Genomic DNA, 14,996 nt, shown 5'->3' on the forward strand with positions numbered 1-14,996 from the left:
CCCGCCCACGCGAGAACGCCGGTCCCTTTCGGGGCCGGCGTTCTTGCGTTCCCGCTCGTGGTCGTCTCCACTCCGGGGGCGCGAAGGACAGATGCCGGGCAGAATCCCCGAATCGGTCCGACAACTGTCTTCCCGGCCCCCGGCCCGCGCGGCCCGACGTGCTCTGCACATGACCACGTGCTCAGGACTTCTCCCCCGTTTCGGCGACAGCGCGGCTCATCCCGACGGGCGCCAGGCAAGGCTGGGCGGATGCTTGCGCCCCTCGCCATCCTCACCACCCTCGGCGGGCTCGCTCGCGGCACCCGTCTTCAGCAGTACGGCATCACCAGGTCGGCGCTGGGACAGGCCGTCGATGCGGGCAGAATCCAGCGGCTTCGTCCGGGACTTTTCGCCGCTCCCTCGCTCGATGCGAGTGTCCGCACGGCCGCCTTGCACGGCGGTGCGCTCACCTGTCGATCTGCGCTGCGCCAACACGGCATCTGGATACTCGGCCAGGACGAGCATCCGCACGTCTGGGTCGGCCGTCGCGGGCGAATCCACGAGCATCTCGGCTGCCGATGCGTCAGCCACTTCTTCCACGGGACGCCACCTCTCGGCCTCGTCGACGTGGAGACCGCTCTGATTCACGTTCTGCACTGCGGTGGCGAAGAGGTCTTCTTCGCGGCGTACGAGTCCGCATGGCGTCAACGGATGCTTTCCACTGCGGCTCGCATTCGCATTCGCACCGCGATCCCCGCACGCGCGAGGTGGTTGGTGGACATTGCACGACCGGATGCCGACAGCGGTCTCGAGTCGCTGGTGCGCCTGCGCCTGCACCTCCTCGACATCCTTCTGGAGTGCCAAGTAGACATATCCGGGGTCGGGCGAGTCGATTTCCTCATCGATGGCCGATTGATCCTCGAGATAGACGGTGAGGAGAACCACGCGAGTGGCGCCCACCGACATAGAGATCTTCAACGGGATGCAGCAGCGTCACGGCTCGGCTTGGAGACTCTTCGCTTCGACTACGCCCAGGTGATCCACGACTGGCCGCGGGTGCAGGCTGCGATCGTCGCGGCAGTCACTCGCACTCGTGAGCATGCCTGACGGACAAGCCAAGCCGGGGGCCGACATGACAGATGTCGGACCGAATCGTCTATTCGGCCCGACATCTGCATTCTCGGCCCCCGAACTGGAACGGCGTGGCGCTCGGGGACGAACCGTTAGCTCAGCTCACCGCCCTCGAGGAGTTCGGTGACCAGGGCCGCGATCGCGGAGCGCTCGGAGCGCATGAGCGTGACGTGCGCGAACAGATCATGCCCCTTCAGGGTCTCGATCACGCTGGCGATGCCGTCGTGGCGCCCCACGCGGAGGTTGTCACGCTGCCCGACGTCGTGCGTGAGGATGACCCGCGAATTCTGCCCCATGCGGCTGAGCACCGTGAGGAGCACGTTGCGCTCGAGGGACTGGGCCTCGTCGACGATCACGAAGGCGTCGTGCAGCGAGCGGCCACGGATGTGGGTGAGCGGCAGGACCTCGAGGATTCCGCGCTCGACGACCTCCTCCATCACGTTGCCCGAGACCACCGAGCCGAGGGTGTCGAAGACCGCCTGACCCCAGGGGCCCATCTTCTCGCCCTGGTCGCCCGGGAGGTACCCGAGCTCCTGCCCGCCGACCGCGAACAGCGGACGGAAGACGATGATCTTCTTCTGCTGCTGCCGCTCCAGCACGGCTTCGAGCCCGGCGCACAGCGCGAGCGCCGACTTGCCGGTGCCCGCACGACCACCCAGCGAGACGATGCCGACGTCGGGGTCGGTGAGCAGGTCGATGGCGATCCGCTGCTCGGCCGAGCGCCCGTGCATCCCGAAGATGTCGCGGTCCCCGCGGACCAACTTGTACTCGCCCTCCCCGGTCACCCGCCCGAGAGCGGACCCCCGCTCGGAGTGGATGATGAGACCGGTGTTCACCGGAAGACCGCGGGCCTCCTCGCTGATGCCGACCTCGCTCTCGTACAGGTCGCTGATGTCGTCGCCCGAGAGATTCAGGGTCGAGATGCCGGTCCAGCCGGAGTCGATCGCCTGCTCGGCGAGGTATTCCTCGGCTCGCAGGCCGAGGGACGCCGCCTTCACCCGCATCGGCAAGTCCTTCGAGACGATCGTGACGTCCTGACCGTCCTGGGCGAGATGCATCGCGACCGACAGGATGCGGGTGTCGTTGTCGCTGAGGCGGATGCCCGCGGGGAGAACCGAGGAGTCGGTGTTCGCGAGCTCCACCCGGAGCGTGCCACCCTCCCCGACCTCGACCGGGAAGTCGAGGCGTCCGTGCTCGATCCGCAGATCGTCGAGGTGCCGGAGCGCCTGTCGGGCGAAGTAGCCGATCTCGGGGTCGTGCCGCTTGCCCTCGAGCTCGGTGATCACGACCACGGGGAGCACGATCGAGTGCTCGGCGAATCGGAAGAACGCCTGCGGGTCGCTCAGCAGAACCGAGGTGTCGAGGACGTAGGTGCGGAGATCCTGATCCGGATCCGATGACGACGCCCGTCGATTCGACTGACGGGTGGACTGCTGCGCGGTGCTGGTGGACTGCTGCGCTGAACGTGTGGTCACGACCCACTCCCGACCCGGGGAATCCCGGCTATTCGAACGAGTCGACCAGGGGGTCACGAGTCGCTTGCCTATGGCCGACCCGAACGGGCACCATGCCCGATGCCTTGAAGGTACGGCCAGCCGCCGACATTTCCTCGGCTCGACACGCCAGCGATGTGTTACGCGATGGTGAACGTCTCGTTGCCGAATCCGGCGAGCGCGTCGTCGAGCATCCGGATGGTCTCGTCGTCGGTGCCGGCGTGCGGGGCGACGCGTACCGCCGAACCGCGGGCGGTGACAACGAGTCCGGCGTTGGCGAGGGCTGCGGCCAGGCGGGCGGGTTCCTCCGGCGCGAGGGCGACGATCCCCGCGCGTCGCTCCCGCTCGCGCGGTGAGACGACGGCGATGGCGTGCCGATCGGCGATCTCGATGACGGCATCGACGCGGCCCGCGAGATGCTCCTCGATCGCCGAGATGCCCGCATCGCGCACGGTGCGCGCACCGACGGCCAGACGACCGGCCGCGAGCGTGTCGGGCCCGCTGGTGGTGAAGGCACGAGCGGATGCCGCGGGCGCAGGGCGCTCGTCGACGGCGAGCCCCTCCCCCTCGGTGCCGGTGATCCCGCTGAGCACGGGGGCGATGCGCTCGCGCGCCAAAGCCGAGAACCAGGCGAAGCCGGTCCCACGAGCGGCGCGCAGCCACTTGTAACCGTGACCCACGACCACGTCGGCCACGCGGAAGTCCGTGTCGACGATGCCGAAGGACTGCACGGCGTCGACGATGAGCAAACGGTCGGGGCCGATCACGTCCCGCAGCGCCGTGAGGTCGGCACGGTAACCCGTGCGGAAGTCGACGTGGCTGACGGCGAGGGCGGTGACATCGTCGTCGAGCGCCTCCGCGACGGCATCCGGGGTCACGCGGCCGTCGGCCGGGCTGATCCAGCGCGGCACGACCGCGCCCTGGGAGAAGGCCGCCGCGCGGTCGAGGGTGAGGCTGACGCTGGGGAATTCGGCGGTCGAGGCGATCACGGTGCCACGCGCACCGTAGAGCGCGTGCGCGAGGCCCTGGGTCGACGAGGGCTGCACCGTGACGTCCTCGGCATCCGCCTGCAGGATGTCGGCGACGACCTCGCGCGCCTGCGCGACGCGTTCCGCGACGAGCGCGAGCGAGGCGGGGCGTCCGCTGCCGAGGAGGTCGGCGTCGGCGAACACTTCTTCGCGCACGGATGGCGACAGCGGTCCGAACGCGGCCCAGTTGAGATAACCGGGTTCGACGTCGAACGTGGCCAGATAGTCGTGGATGGTGCTCACCGAGTAAGTCTGGCACGATGCCGACGCGGCGACGACTCCCTCTCGGACCCCCGTCACCGCCCGAAGCGACGGTCGCGATCCGCGAAATCTCGCATCGCCCGGAGGAAGTCGACCTCGCGCAGGTCCGGCCCGAGCGCTTCGACGAAGTAGAACTCGCTGTGGGCGCTCTGCCACAGGAGGAAGTCGCTGAGGCGCTGCTCGCCGCTGGTGCGGATCACGAGGTCCGGATCCGGCTGTCCACCGGTGTAGAGGTGCTCCCCGATCATCTCCGGCGTGAGCTGCGCGGCGAGGTCCTCCATCGTGCCGCCGGAGGCCTCATGCGTCACCAGGATGCTGCGCACGGCGTCGACGATCTCATTACGACCGCCGTAGCCGACCGCGAGGTTGACGTGGAGACCCGTGTGGTCCTTCGTACGCTCCTCGGCATCGGCGAGGACGCGGGCGAGGTCAGCGGGAAGGATGTCGGAGCGCCCGACGTGCTTGACCCGCCAGTTGCCCTCCCACGAGAGGCTCTCCGCGAGATCGGCGATGATCTCGATCAGGTCGGCGAGTTCGGCCGAGTCCCGCTTGAGGAGGTTGTCGCTCGAGAGCAGGTACAGCGAGACGACGCGCACGCCGAGCTCGTCGCACCAGCCGAGGAACTCGCGCATCTTGATCGCCCCGGCACGATGCCCGTGGGCGGCCGTGGCGTAACCGAGCTGTCGCGCCCATCGACGGTTGCCATCGATCATCATGGCGATGTGGTGCGGAACGGACGCCGGATCGAGGCGGCGGCGCAGCCGGTTGCTGTAGAGCCGGTACAGCGGCCCACGCCCCTGGTTATCCCGTGACATCACCTTCCTACGCTACAGCGTCCTCCTCCGTGCCACCGGAGCGGATGCTGTGGACATGTACGGCGGGCGGAATGCCACCCCGCATAGAGTGTGCACGTGAGCACTCCCGAAGACTCCGGCCCCGACCTTCCTCAGCTGCCTCTCATGGAGGCGGCGGCCGCCGATGCCGCGATCGAAGTGAAGCCCTCGTGGCGCGGGTGGATCCATGCGGGCACCTTCCCGGTGGCCCTCGCCGCCGGTGTCGTGCTCATCGTGCTCTCGGAGGGAGCGCCCGCCAAGTGGGCCGCCGCGGTGTTCATGGCGTCGTCGCTGCTGCTCTTCGGCAACTCCGCCGTGTACCACCGCTTCAACTGGGGACCGCGCACCAAGATCGTGCTCAAGCGCATCGATCACGCCAACATCCTGCTGCTGATCGCCGGGACCTACACGCCGCTGGCGACGCTCGCCCTTCCGCCGGAGAAGGGCACGCTGCTGCTCTTCCTGGTGTGGGGCGGCGCACTGCTCGGCATCCTGTTCCGAGTGTTCTGGATACACGCCCCGCGGTGGCTCTACGTCGCGCTCTACCTGCTGCTGGGCTGGGCCGCAGTGATGTACATCGTCGACCTGCTCAACGTGAACGTCGCCATGATGGTGCTCGTCATCGTGGGCGGGCTGCTCTACACGGGCGGCGCGATCGTCTACGCGCTCAAGAAACCGAACCCGTGGCCGGGCCACTTCGGTTTCCACGAGATCTTCCACGTGTGCACGGTGCTGGCGTTCCTCTGCCACTGGACGGCGTGCCTGCTGATCGCCCTCGCGCCGCTGTCGCCGTCACTCGGCGTTCCCGCCTGATCGGTCAGGCGCGGCGCGGACCGTCGCCCTCAGGGCCGTCGTCAGCAGGGTCGTCGTCGCCCTCGCGCACGATCGGCAGGTCGGCATCCGTCTCGGTCGCCTCGTCGGCGGCGCGCGCGGCCTCTTCGGCGTCGAGCTCGTCGCGCACCTCTTCGCGGTACCGCACGCGGCGGATGCGGCGGTTCATGTCCCAGATCAGCAGGATGACGGCGATCAGGACGACGACGATCGCCGCGAACCCGACGAAGCCGGGGGTGACGGACTCCGGGTCGACGGTCATCGTGGGCGTCGGCATCGGGGTCTCGGACAGAGCGAGCATGAATCGGCCTTTCGTACGCAGGTCGCATAACCTGGTATCACCAGCCTAACGATCGGGAGACCTGCAGCGTGACGACCCCAGAGCAGCTCGACGAACGCTACGGACGCACCCGTCGGCGACGTACCCCCTGGATCATCGCCGGGATCGTCGCGATCCTGCTCGTCGGAGGCTACGGCTGGGGCATCGTGGCGCAGTCGATGAACCAGGTCGACGCCGACGATCTGGGGTACACCCTGGTCGACGAGCACAGCGTCGACGTGAGGTTCCAGATCACGGGCGCGCAGGGCAAGGACGTGGTCTGCATCGTCGAGGCCCTCGACGAGGAGTTCGGCGTGGTCGGGTGGAAGGTCGTCGAGATCCCCGCCGGCGACAGCCATGCGCAGGCCCTGGCCGCCACCATCCCGACCGTGGCCGAGGCCACGACAGGTTTGGTGAACACCTGCTGGGTCGCTTAGACTCGACGCAGAACGACGACGCCCTGGCAAGTGCCGGGGCGTCTTGGCATATCCCCCGCAGCGAGCGGGAGCGATACCGAAAGAAGGAGCTTCGTCATGTCCACGGACGCTCAGGTTCCCTTCCTCACGCAGGAAGCCTACGACCGGCTCGTCGCCGAGCTCGAGAACCTCTCCACCACGGGCCGCGACGAGATCGCGAAGCGCATCGAGGCCGCCCGTGAAGAGGGCGATCTCAAGGAGAACGGCGGCTACCACGCCGCGAAGGACGAGCAGGGCAAGCAGGAGGCGCGCATCCGCACCCTCGAGAACCTGCTCAAGACCGCCAAGGTCGGCGAGGCTCCGGCCAGCCGCGGCGTCGTCGAGCCCGGCACGGTCGTCACGGCGCTCGTCGCCGGCGGTGAAGAGGTCTTCCTCCTCGGCAGCCGCGAGATCGCGGTCGGCAGCGACTTCGACGTCTACAGCGAGGCCAGCCCGCTCGGGCAGGCCATCCTCGGGCTGAAGGTCGGCGAGAAGTCGTCGTACGAGGCTCCGAACGGGCGCTCGATCGCGGTCGAGATCGTCAACGTCGAGACCTACACCGGCTGATAACCCCTCACGCAGAACGCCCCTCGGCCTGTAGGCCGAGGGGCGTTCTGCGTCAGGTGTCAGTCCGGAACGACGAGAGGCTCGAAGCCCTCGCGGCGCAGCGTGTCGAGCGTGTGCTCGGAGTGCTCCGGTCCACGGGTCTCGACGCTGAGCTCGAGGATCACGTCGCTGATCTGCAGGCCGTGCCCATGACGGGTGTGCATCGCCTCGATGACGTTCGCACCCGCCTCGGCGATCAACTCGGAGACGCGCGCGAGCTGCCCGGGACGATCCGGCAGCGGGATGCGGATGGTCAGGTATCGGCCGGAGGCGGCGAGGCCGTGCGAGACGACGCGCTGCAGCAGGAGCGGATCGATGTTCCCTCCCGAGAGCACGGCCATGGTCGTGCCCGTGGCCTTGATCTTCCCCGACAGGATCGCGGCGACGCCCGCCGCGCCCGCGGGCTCGACGACGACCTTCGCCTGCTCGAGGAGGATGAGGATGGCCCGGGCCAGGTCGTCGTCGGAGACGGTGACGACCTCGTCGACGAGGTGTTTGATGATGTCGAACGGGATCGCACCGGGCCGGGCGACGAGGATGCCGTCGGCGATGGTCGGGCGCGTCTCGATGTCGACCGGGTGGCCGGCCTCGAGGGACGGCGGCACGGCCGCGGCGTTCTCGGCCTGCACACCGATGATGCGCACCTCACGGCCGAGCTCGGCGGCGCGCGCCTTGACCGCGGCGGCCACGCCGGCGATGAGCCCTCCCCCGCCGATGCCGAGCACGATCGTATCGACGTCGGGGGCGTCGGCGAGCAGTTCGAGCCCGAGCGTGCCCTGGCCGATCACCACGTCGCGGTGGTCGAACGGCGGGATGAGAACCGCACCGGTCCGCTCGGAGAACTCCGCGGCCAGTCGCAGCGAGGTGGCGACGGTCTCGCCCTCGAGCACGACCTCGGCGCCGTAACCGCGCGTGGCGAGCAGCTTGGGCACCGGCACGCCCAGCGGCATGAAGATCGTCGCGGGGATACCCAGCGCCTGAGCTGCGAGCGCGACACCCTGCGCGTGGTTGCCGGCGGATGCCGCGACCACGCCGCGAGAGCGCTCCTCGGCGCTCAATCGCGACAGGCGGTACGCCGCGCCACGGATCTTGAAGGAGCCGGTGCGCTGCAGGTTCTCCATCTTCAGGAGCACCGGGGCGCCGAGGATGTCGGACAGCGCGCGCGAGGGCAGCGTGGGCGTGTGCGAGATCACCTCAGCCAGACTCTGAGCGGCGTGCTCGAACTCGGTCAGGCTGGGGACTGCGCTCATCGATTTCTCCGTCTCCGCTGTCGCGGTACTGTGCTCCAGATCAGATCTGCATCTGGTTGGTCTCCGGTTCGCCACGACCCCGTACTGACGGTCACGGCGGCCACGTTCACGAATGCGGCCAGCGGCACGGCGAACAGCGCGCCGGGGATACCGCCGATCATGGATCCTCCGGCCACCACCAGCACGACCGCCAGCGGGTGCACCTTCACGGCCGACCCCATGAGGATCGGCTGCAGGACGTGGCCCTCGAGCTGCTGGACCCCGAGCACGACGATGAGCATCGCCAGGGCGATCCACGGGCCGTTGTAGACGAGGGCGAGCAGCACCGCGATCGCACCGGTGACGACGGCACCGACGATCGGGATGAACGACCCGAGGAACACGAGAACCGCCACCGGGAGAGCGAGGGGCACGCCGAGGAGGGCGGCTCCGGTGCCGATGCCGACCGCGTCGATCGCGGCGACGAGCAGCTGCGTGCGCGCGTAGTTGATGATCGTCGACCAGCCGTTGCGGGCCGCGGCGTCGGCGGCGGGCCGCGCCTTGCGCGGGAACAGCCGGAGCGTCCACCGCCAGATCCCGGCGCCGTCGGCGAGCAGGCAGATGAGGATGAACAGCGACAGCACGGCCCCGGTCACGACATGCGCGGCCGTGGTGCCGACGGCGAGGGCGCCGTTGAACAGCAGCTGGGCCTGCTCGTTGAGGAGCGCGAAGCCCTGGTCGATGTAGCCCTGGATCTGCTTCTCGGTCAGATGCAGCGGCCCCTCGAGGAGGAATTGGCGGAACTGCTCGACCGCGGCCCCCGTGCGCTCCTGCACATCCGGGAGCTGAGCGCGGATCTGCCAGACCACGAGCCACATCAACGTGGTGACGATCGCGATCGTGCCGAGGATCGCGATGGCGACGGCGAGCCACCGGGGGAACCGGTGCCGCAGCATCCACTCGAACGCGGGCCACAGCAGGGCGGTGATGAGGATGCCGACCATCAACGGGATCACGAGCAGCTTGAGCTGGATGACGATCCAGATGAACCCCGCGATGACCGCGGCGATCAGGAGCAGACGCCACGCGTACCCCGCCGTGATGCGCAACGGGAGGGGTACGGCCTCCTCCGCCTCGGTCGTCACCGTCCGGTCGGTCGAGACCGGACGCGGACGCAGGAGATCCCTCAACCGCGGTCGCTGCTCGTCGCTCATCGCCCAAGTCTACGGCGATGCCGTATGCCGTCAGGCGCATCCTTTCGCGGGCGCAGGCGCGCTCGCGATGTCGGCGGCCGGGGCTACGCTTTCCGTCGTGACCGAAACCCTCAGCGCCACCCAGGCACGACGCATCGCCCTCGCCGCTCAGGGCTTCACCCGTGCGCGACCGACGGCGGTCTCCGCGCGGCACGTGCACCGGGCGATGGAGCGGCTCGGCGTGCTGCAGATCGACTCGGTCAACGTCTTCGCCCGGTCGCATTACATGCCCCTGTTCTCCCGGCTGGGCGCCTACGATCCGTCCCTCCTCGACCGCGTGTTCCTCTCTCGCGCCACGCACTACGTCGAGTACCTCGCCCACGAGGCGACGTTCATCCCGATCGAGGACTGGCCGCTCTGGCAGTTCCGGATGGACGACTTCCGGCGACGCTGGTCGGGTGCCGACTCCTGGACGAGCCAGAACGCGCGCACTCTGGCGTGGGTGCAGGACGAGTTGCGCACCCGCGGCCCTTTGCGTCCCGTCGACCTCCGCGACGATGCGCCCCGCGAGCGCGGCACGTGGTGGGACTGGGACGACGTCAAGCTCGCTCTCGAACACCTCTGGCGCACGGGAGACGTGGCGATCAGCGGCCGCAAGGGATTCGAGCGCACGTACGCCCTCGCCGAGCACGTGATCCCCGCCGACGTGCGCGCGCAGACGATCCCCCGCTCCGAGGCGATCCGAGAACTCGTGCGACGGGCCGCCCGTTCGTCCGGCGTCGCGACGCAGTCCGATCTCGCGGACTACTACCGCATCCGCGACCGGGCCGCGGTGTCCCAGGCGATCGTCGATCTCTCGGATGACGGGGAGCTCGTTCCCGTGCAGGTCCGCGGGTGGGAGCGTGCCGGGCGCCCGCTTCCCGCCTGGCGGCATCGAGACAGCGTCCTCCCCCGTACGGTCGGGACCGCCGCCCTGCTCACCCCGTTCGATCCCGTCGTATGGTTCCGCGATCGCGCCCTGCGTACCTTCGACCTCGACTACCGCATCGAGATCTACGTCCCGGCCGAGAAGCGTCGCTACGGCTACTACTCGCTTCCCGTCGTCGTCGGCGACCGCATCGTCGCCCGCGTCGACCTCAAGGCCGATCGCTCGTCCTCCACGCTGCAGGTGCAGTCGGTGTGGTGGGAGCCGCAGGCCCGGCCCGGTGATGCCGAACCGATCGCCCGCGAGCTCGCTCTCGCCGCCGCCTGGCAAGGTCTCGAGCACGTGTCGGTGTCGGGTTGGGGCGACGCCTCCGACGCGATCCACGACGCACTGCACACCCTCGGGGGCGTCGTGCGTCGGCACGTCCACGCACGGGAGGTCGTGAGATGACCGACCAGAGCACGACGGATCGGCGCCCCTGCGCGCAGCGTCGGAACACCCGGCCCTGGGTGTGGTTCGTCGTCGTGATCGTGCTCGTGCTCCTCGTCGCCGCGGGCATCGTGATCTGGCAGTCGCAGTCGCGGGCCGACTCCGCCGAGGATGCCGCGCACGCGTACCTCCGTGCGCTGGAGTCCGGTGAATCCTCGGCCGTGCAGGGCACCGGGGTCGAGGTGTCGGACGAGGCGCTGCAGGCGTTCGACGGCGCGGATTCGCTCGTCTCCGAGGCCACCGTGATCTCGGTCGACCAGACGGGATCGAGCGCGACGGCACACGTGTCGTTCGTGCTGGGAGAGACCGAGCACGAGGCCGACCTCGCGCTCGTTCGTTCCGACGGGCGGTGGGTGCCGGATGGATCGGGTCTCGCCGAGGTGACGGTCTCGACGACCGTGGGCTCGGCCGTCTCGATCGGAGACACAGTGCTCGAAGCCTCCGACGCGCTCTCCCTCATCCCTGCCGTCTACACGGTCGCGGCCGCGCCGACCGCGTATCTGACGGGCTCGATCGCTGTCGTGGCGCTTCCGGGCGCAACCGACCACGTCGAGGTCGACGCATCGCTGCGCCCCGAAGCGACGGAAGCAGCGCAGGAGCGACTCGACGAACTCCTCGAGGCGTGCGCAGCCGAAACCGCCCTCCCCGCTGACGGTTGCGGCATCCGCATCCCGTGGGGCACGGAATTCCGCACGGTCGACGACGCCGCGTTCCGCATCGAGACGATGCCGACCCTGGTGCTCACCGACGATGGCGCGAGCTTCACCGCGACTGGCGGGAAGCTCGTGGCGACCCTCACCGGTACGGCTCACGACGGCAGTGCGCCCCGCACGACCACCTATCGCAGCGAGAACTGGGCGGTCCGCGGCGACGTGGCCTTCTCCGGAGACGAGATGACCCTCACCGTGTGGTGAGGGTCATTCACGAGAGCGGGAACGGAACGCGGTCAGAACTGGACGCGCGGCGGCTCGGAGATCGCACCACTGTCGGCGACTTCGAAGAACTCGCGCTCAGTGAATCCCAGCCCCTTGGCGAAGAGGTTGTTCGGGAAGACCTTGATCTTGGTGTTGAGCTCGCGCACCCCGCCGTTGTAGAACCGGCGCGCGGCCTGGATCTTGTCCTCGGTGTCGACGAGGGCCTGCTGCACCTGGAGGAAGTTGGTGCTGGCCTGCAACTGCGGATACGCCTCGGCGACGGCGAACAGGCTGCGCAGGGCCTGCTGCAGGTGACCTTCGGCGATCCCGGCGGCACCGGGTCCGCTGGCGGAGAGGGTCTCGGCGCGCGCACGGGTCACGTTCTCGAAGACGGCCTTCTCGTGCGAGGCATAGCCCTTGACGGTCTCGATGAGGTTGGGGATGAGATCGGCTCGACGCTTGAGCTGGACGGTGATGCCGCTCCATGCCTCGTCGACGCGGACGTTCAACTGCACCAGCGAGTTGTACGTGGCCCACAGATAGATTCCGACCAGCAGAATCACGCCGACGATGATCAGTACCGGCACGAGCCATTCCATCAGAGGCCCACCCTTCCTCGTGTTTCCTTCATCCTATCCATCGCTCCTGCACGTGGACTGGGCATGACGCGTCTCCGACCTGTGAATGCTTTCAGGCTCCGAGAACGCGGTCGAGATACCGATTGCGGAAGAGCCGATCGGGGTCGAGCCTGTCGCGCAGCGCGACGAAATCGTCGAACCGGGGATACCTCTCGCGCAGCTGATCGGCGCTCAGGGTGTGCAGCTTGCCCCAGTGCGGTCGACCGCCGTGCTCGTGCATGATCTGTTCGACCGCCTCGAAGTACTCCGTGGGGTCGGCTCGCCAATACCGGTGAACCGCGATGTAGGCGCTGGGGCGCCCGTAGGCCGTCGACAGCCAGCGGTCGTCCTCCGCCGCGAAACGGACTTCGAGGGGGAACTCGATGCGCCACCCGCGCTGGGCGATCAGGGCCTGCACGGCACGGAACACCGGCACGATCCGCTCCGCCGGCACCGCATACTCCATCTCACGGAAGCGCACGTTGCGCGACTGCGTGAGCACCCGGTGCGAGAGGTCGGTGTACTCCCGGTCGCCCGTGAGCTTCACGGCGAGCCGGCTGAAGGGCGGCGTCACGGCGGGAACCACCTGACCGGCAGCGCACACCGCGCGGTAGACGCCGTTCGACAGCAGCGACTCGTCGACCCACTTGCCCACGCGGGGAAGCGGCCTGCGCACCGCCGACTCGTCGAGACGGGTCTGCCGCTTCGTGAGCGCGACGTCGGTGTGCGGGAACCAGTAGAACTCGAAGTGATCCGATGCCGCCGCACGGTCGTGCAGCGTCGCCAGCACGTCCGCCAACGGTGCAGGCGCGTCGACGGCGTGCAGCACGAAGGCCGGCACGCACTGCAGTGTCACCTCGACGATGATGCCGAGCGCTCCGAGTCCGAGCGCGACGGCGGGCAGCAGCTCACTGTTCTGCTCGTCGTCGACCCGGAGGAACTCACCGGCGGCGGTCACCAGGGTGACGCCGACGACCTGCGTCGCGAGCCCGCCGAATCCGGTGCCGGTGCCGTGCGTGCCCGTGGAGATCGCGCCGGAGATGGATTGCCGATCGATGTCGCCCAGATTCTCCATCGCGAGGCCGAACGGTGCGAGCAGACCCGGGATGCGATGCAGTCGGGTGCCGGCGAGCAGGGTCACCCGGCCGGTCGTGGCATCCGCCGACACCAGGCCTTGCAGATCGTCGAGCTCGAGCAGCACGCCCGGGGCGACCGCGATCCCGGTGAAACTGTGCCCGGCGCCGACGGCTTTGATCGTCAGCCCCTGCGAGGCGGCGGCCACGACGGCGCGCTGCACCCCTTCGGGCGTGCGCGGGCGCTCGACACGGACGGGCTTGACGGATGCCGACCGCCCCCAGTTCTGCCAGGTGCCGCCGATTCTCGTCACAGGAACGCCTTTCCTTCGCCGCGATAGGTGGGCAGCTCGTCGACGATCTCGTCGCCCGAGACGAGCTGATAGCGATCGATGCGCTCCGCCGGCTCACCGCTCTTCGCATGCCGGAACCAGACGCGGTCGCCGACGCTGAGCGCGGCGGCAGCGGGGCCCTGCAGCGGCGTCTGCACCTCACCCGCGGCCTCCCTCGGCAGGGTGCGCAGACCCTCCGGCCACACCGGTCGGGGCTGACGGGAGGCGACGGGCGGACCCGACGCGATCCATCCCCCGCCGAGAACGGTGGCGATGTCAGCGGCGGGGCGTCGCACCACGTCGAACGCGAACGCGGAGGCCGGAGCGGGTCGGAACGAGCGGTACCCGTCGAAGAGGTGGCCTCCGAGAAGACCGCTCCCGGCGCTCGCCTCGGTGAGCGATTCGTCACTCGCCGTGAACTCGAGCGAACCCGTGCCGCCGCCGTTGAGGAAGTCGAGATGGGCAACCTCGGCGACCGCCGAGACGATGGCGGCCCGGCGCTCCCGCAGCTCGGCCCGGGAACGCGCCTGGACGAGACGGATGAGCGGAGCATCCGACCCTGCGTCGTCGCCCTGCCCGGCGATCTGGGCGTCGTACATCTGCAACCCGACCAGCCGGAACCCGGGGCGTGCCGCCACTTCGCGGGCGAACGCCGCGACCTCACCCGCACTGAAGAGGGCCGAGCGGCGAACCCCGATGTGACCGAGCAGGGCCGAGCGCCACGACGCGTCGACGTCGATCGCGACGCGGACCTCCGGCCGATGACCGGGACCGGCGACGCTGTCGATGAAATCGAGGTGCGCAGGGTCGTCGACCATCAGGGTGACGCGCCGGGCCGCCTGCTCATCGGCGAAGAGCCGCGCGAGTGCGGCCCGGTCGACCGTGGGATAGCCGATGACGATGTCGTCGTGCGTCTCGGCCAGCCACAGCGCCTCGGCAAGCGTGAAGGCGAGGATCCCCCGGTATCCCGGAAGTGCCAGCACCGCGTCGAGTACGGCTCGCACGCGCACCGACTTCGACGCGACCCGGATCGGCAGACCGCCCGCCCGGACCAGCATGTCCATGGCGTTGTAGCGGAGCGCGTCGCGATCGATCACCGCGACCGGAGCCGGCAGATGCGCGGTCGCGGCCGACAGGCGCGGCCAGTACCTCGCGGAGTCCTCCCATTCGGGGGCCACCACGGCTCGGTGCGGATCGGGGCTCAGTTCGGCTGTGAGGTCGAGCACTCCCCCACCCTACGGCTTCTCGGACTCAGGGTCACGGATCGCGGAACCGGATCGCACACGGA

Annotated in this window: 15 protein-coding genes; 6 read left to right on the forward strand and 9 right to left on the reverse strand. The window is 69.1% G+C overall.

Annotation, left to right across the window (positions count from 1 at the left end; all coding sequences use genetic code 11):
• Nucleotides 1-249: 249 nt before the first annotated feature.
• Nucleotides 250-1,086, forward strand: coding sequence for a DUF559 domain-containing protein (locus ACIQTT_RS05365; RefSeq protein WP_402787044.1), 837 nt, complete (start codon nt 250-252; stop codon nt 1,084-1,086).
• A 116-nt stretch (nt 1,087-1,202) separates the two neighbouring features.
• Here the strand turns inward: ACIQTT_RS05365 and ACIQTT_RS05370 are convergent, their stop codons facing one another.
• From ACIQTT_RS05370 to ACIQTT_RS05380, 3 genes are all read right to left on the reverse strand, one after another.
• The gene (locus ACIQTT_RS05370; protein ID WP_402787047.1) at nt 1,203-2,585 is read right to left on the reverse strand and encodes a PhoH family protein; all 1,383 of its coding nucleotides are present in this window, start codon (nt 2,583-2,585) and stop codon (nt 1,203-1,205) included.
• Between the two features lie 158 nt (nt 2,586-2,743).
• Nucleotides 2,744-3,874, reverse strand: a complete 1,131-nt coding sequence (locus ACIQTT_RS05375) for an aminotransferase class V-fold PLP-dependent enzyme (RefSeq protein WP_402787050.1) — start codon at nt 3,872-3,874, stop codon at nt 2,744-2,746.
• A gap of 53 nt (nt 3,875-3,927) precedes the next feature.
• Entirely contained in the window at nt 3,928-4,707 is a 780-nt protein-coding gene (locus ACIQTT_RS05380; RefSeq protein WP_402787053.1) for an isoprenyl transferase, read from the reverse strand.
• 144 nt (nt 4,708-4,851) lie between these two features.
• Here ACIQTT_RS05380 and ACIQTT_RS05385 point away from each other — a divergent pair, with 144 nt between their 5' ends.
• Complete coding sequence (locus ACIQTT_RS05385) at nt 4,852-5,538, forward strand: hemolysin III family protein (RefSeq protein WP_402791109.1); 687 nt, start codon at nt 4,852-4,854, stop codon at nt 5,536-5,538.
• Nucleotides 5,539-5,542: 4 nt separating this feature from the next.
• Here the strand turns inward: ACIQTT_RS05385 and ACIQTT_RS05390 are convergent, their stop codons facing one another.
• Entirely contained in the window at nt 5,543-5,857 is a 315-nt protein-coding gene (locus ACIQTT_RS05390; protein ID WP_402787056.1) for a hypothetical protein, read from the reverse strand.
• Between the two features lie 68 nt (nt 5,858-5,925).
• Between ACIQTT_RS05390 and ACIQTT_RS05395 the strand changes: the two genes are divergently transcribed.
• Nucleotides 5,926-6,312 (forward strand): DUF4307 domain-containing protein, encoded by a 387-nt coding sequence (locus ACIQTT_RS05395; protein WP_402787059.1) that lies wholly within the window; start codon nt 5,926-5,928, stop codon nt 6,310-6,312.
• Nucleotides 6,313-6,408: 96 nt separating this feature from the next.
• Nucleotides 6,409-6,897, forward strand: coding sequence for a transcription elongation factor GreA (gene greA / locus ACIQTT_RS05400; protein WP_402787062.1), 489 nt, complete (start codon nt 6,409-6,411; stop codon nt 6,895-6,897).
• Nucleotides 6,898-6,956: 59 nt separating this feature from the next.
• Here the strand turns inward: greA and ilvA are convergent, their stop codons facing one another.
• On the reverse strand, nt 6,957-8,186 hold the full coding sequence (gene ilvA, locus ACIQTT_RS05405) for a threonine ammonia-lyase (RefSeq protein WP_402787065.1): 1,230 nt from the start codon (nt 8,184-8,186) through the stop codon (nt 6,957-6,959).
• Nucleotides 8,183-9,379 carry an AI-2E family transporter gene (locus ACIQTT_RS05410; protein WP_402787068.1) on the reverse strand — a complete coding sequence of 399 codons (1,197 nt, stop codon included), beginning with the start codon at nt 9,377-9,379 and terminating at the stop codon, nt 8,183-8,185. Before ACIQTT_RS05410 ends, ilvA begins: the two co-directional genes overlap by 4 nt.
• 97 nt (nt 9,380-9,476) lie before the next feature.
• On the opposite strand from ACIQTT_RS05410, the gene ACIQTT_RS05415 reads away from it, so the two are divergent.
• Both ACIQTT_RS05415 and ACIQTT_RS05420 read left to right on the forward strand, forming a co-directional pair.
• Nucleotides 9,477-10,733 carry a winged helix-turn-helix domain-containing protein gene (locus ACIQTT_RS05415; protein WP_402787071.1) on the forward strand — a complete coding sequence of 419 codons (1,257 nt, stop codon included), beginning with the start codon at nt 9,477-9,479 and terminating at the stop codon, nt 10,731-10,733.
• Nucleotides 10,730-11,686, forward strand: coding sequence for a hypothetical protein (locus ACIQTT_RS05420; protein WP_402787074.1), 957 nt, complete (start codon nt 10,730-10,732; stop codon nt 11,684-11,686). The genes ACIQTT_RS05415 and ACIQTT_RS05420 overlap by 4 nt, the downstream gene beginning before the upstream one ends.
• A gap of 32 nt (nt 11,687-11,718) precedes the next feature.
• Here ACIQTT_RS05420 and ACIQTT_RS05425 read toward each other — a convergent pair whose 3' ends face one another.
• The 3 genes from ACIQTT_RS05425 to ACIQTT_RS05435 all read right to left on the reverse strand — a co-directional run bounded on the left by ACIQTT_RS05425 (nt 11,719) and on the right by ACIQTT_RS05435 (nt 14,934).
• Nucleotides 11,719-12,285 (reverse strand): LemA family protein, encoded by a 567-nt coding sequence (locus ACIQTT_RS05425; protein WP_247623022.1) that lies wholly within the window; start codon nt 12,283-12,285, stop codon nt 11,719-11,721.
• A gap of 91 nt (nt 12,286-12,376) precedes the next feature.
• Nucleotides 12,377-13,690 (reverse strand): D-arabinono-1,4-lactone oxidase, encoded by a 1,314-nt coding sequence (locus tag ACIQTT_RS05430; RefSeq protein ID WP_402787077.1) that lies wholly within the window; start codon nt 13,688-13,690, stop codon nt 12,377-12,379.
• Nucleotides 13,687-14,934 carry an alanine racemase gene (locus tag ACIQTT_RS05435; protein WP_402787080.1) on the reverse strand — a complete coding sequence of 416 codons (1,248 nt, stop codon included), beginning with the start codon at nt 14,932-14,934 and terminating at the stop codon, nt 13,687-13,689. The genes ACIQTT_RS05430 and ACIQTT_RS05435 overlap by 4 nt, the downstream gene beginning before the upstream one ends.
• Nucleotides 14,935-14,996: the final 62 nt, after the last annotated feature.

Source organism: Microbacterium sp. NPDC090225 (genome assembly GCF_044772365.1).
Classification (GTDB): Bacteria; Actinomycetota; Actinomycetes; order Actinomycetales; family Microbacteriaceae; genus Microbacterium.

What these genes read in the sequence shown, in the direction of transcription:
- ACIQTT_RS05365 (WP_402787044.1), top strand. Translation starts at nt 250, where the DNA reads ATGCTTGCGCCCCTCGCCATCCTCACCACCCTCGGCGGGCTCGCTCGC.
- ACIQTT_RS05380 (WP_402787053.1), bottom strand. Translation starts at nt 4,707, where the DNA reads ATGTCACGGGATAACCAGGGGCGTGGGCCGCTGTACCGGCTCTACAGC.
- ACIQTT_RS05385 (WP_402791109.1), top strand. Translation starts at nt 4,852, where the DNA reads ATGGAGGCGGCGGCCGCCGATGCCGCGATCGAAGTGAAGCCCTCGTGG.
- ACIQTT_RS05390 (WP_402787056.1), bottom strand. Translation starts at nt 5,857, where the DNA reads ATGCTCGCTCTGTCCGAGACCCCGATGCCGACGCCCACGATGACCGTC.
- greA (WP_402787062.1), top strand. Translation starts at nt 6,409, where the DNA reads ATGTCCACGGACGCTCAGGTTCCCTTCCTCACGCAGGAAGCCTACGAC.
- ilvA (WP_402787065.1), bottom strand. Translation starts at nt 8,186, where the DNA reads ATGAGCGCAGTCCCCAGCCTGACCGAGTTCGAGCACGCCGCTCAGAGT.
- ACIQTT_RS05410 (WP_402787068.1), bottom strand. Translation starts at nt 9,379, where the DNA reads ATGAGCGACGAGCAGCGACCGCGGTTGAGGGATCTCCTGCGTCCGCGT.
- ACIQTT_RS05420 (WP_402787074.1), top strand. Translation starts at nt 10,730, where the DNA reads ATGACCGACCAGAGCACGACGGATCGGCGCCCCTGCGCGCAGCGTCGG.
- ACIQTT_RS05425 (WP_247623022.1), bottom strand. Translation starts at nt 12,285, where the DNA reads ATGGAATGGCTCGTGCCGGTACTGATCATCGTCGGCGTGATTCTGCTG.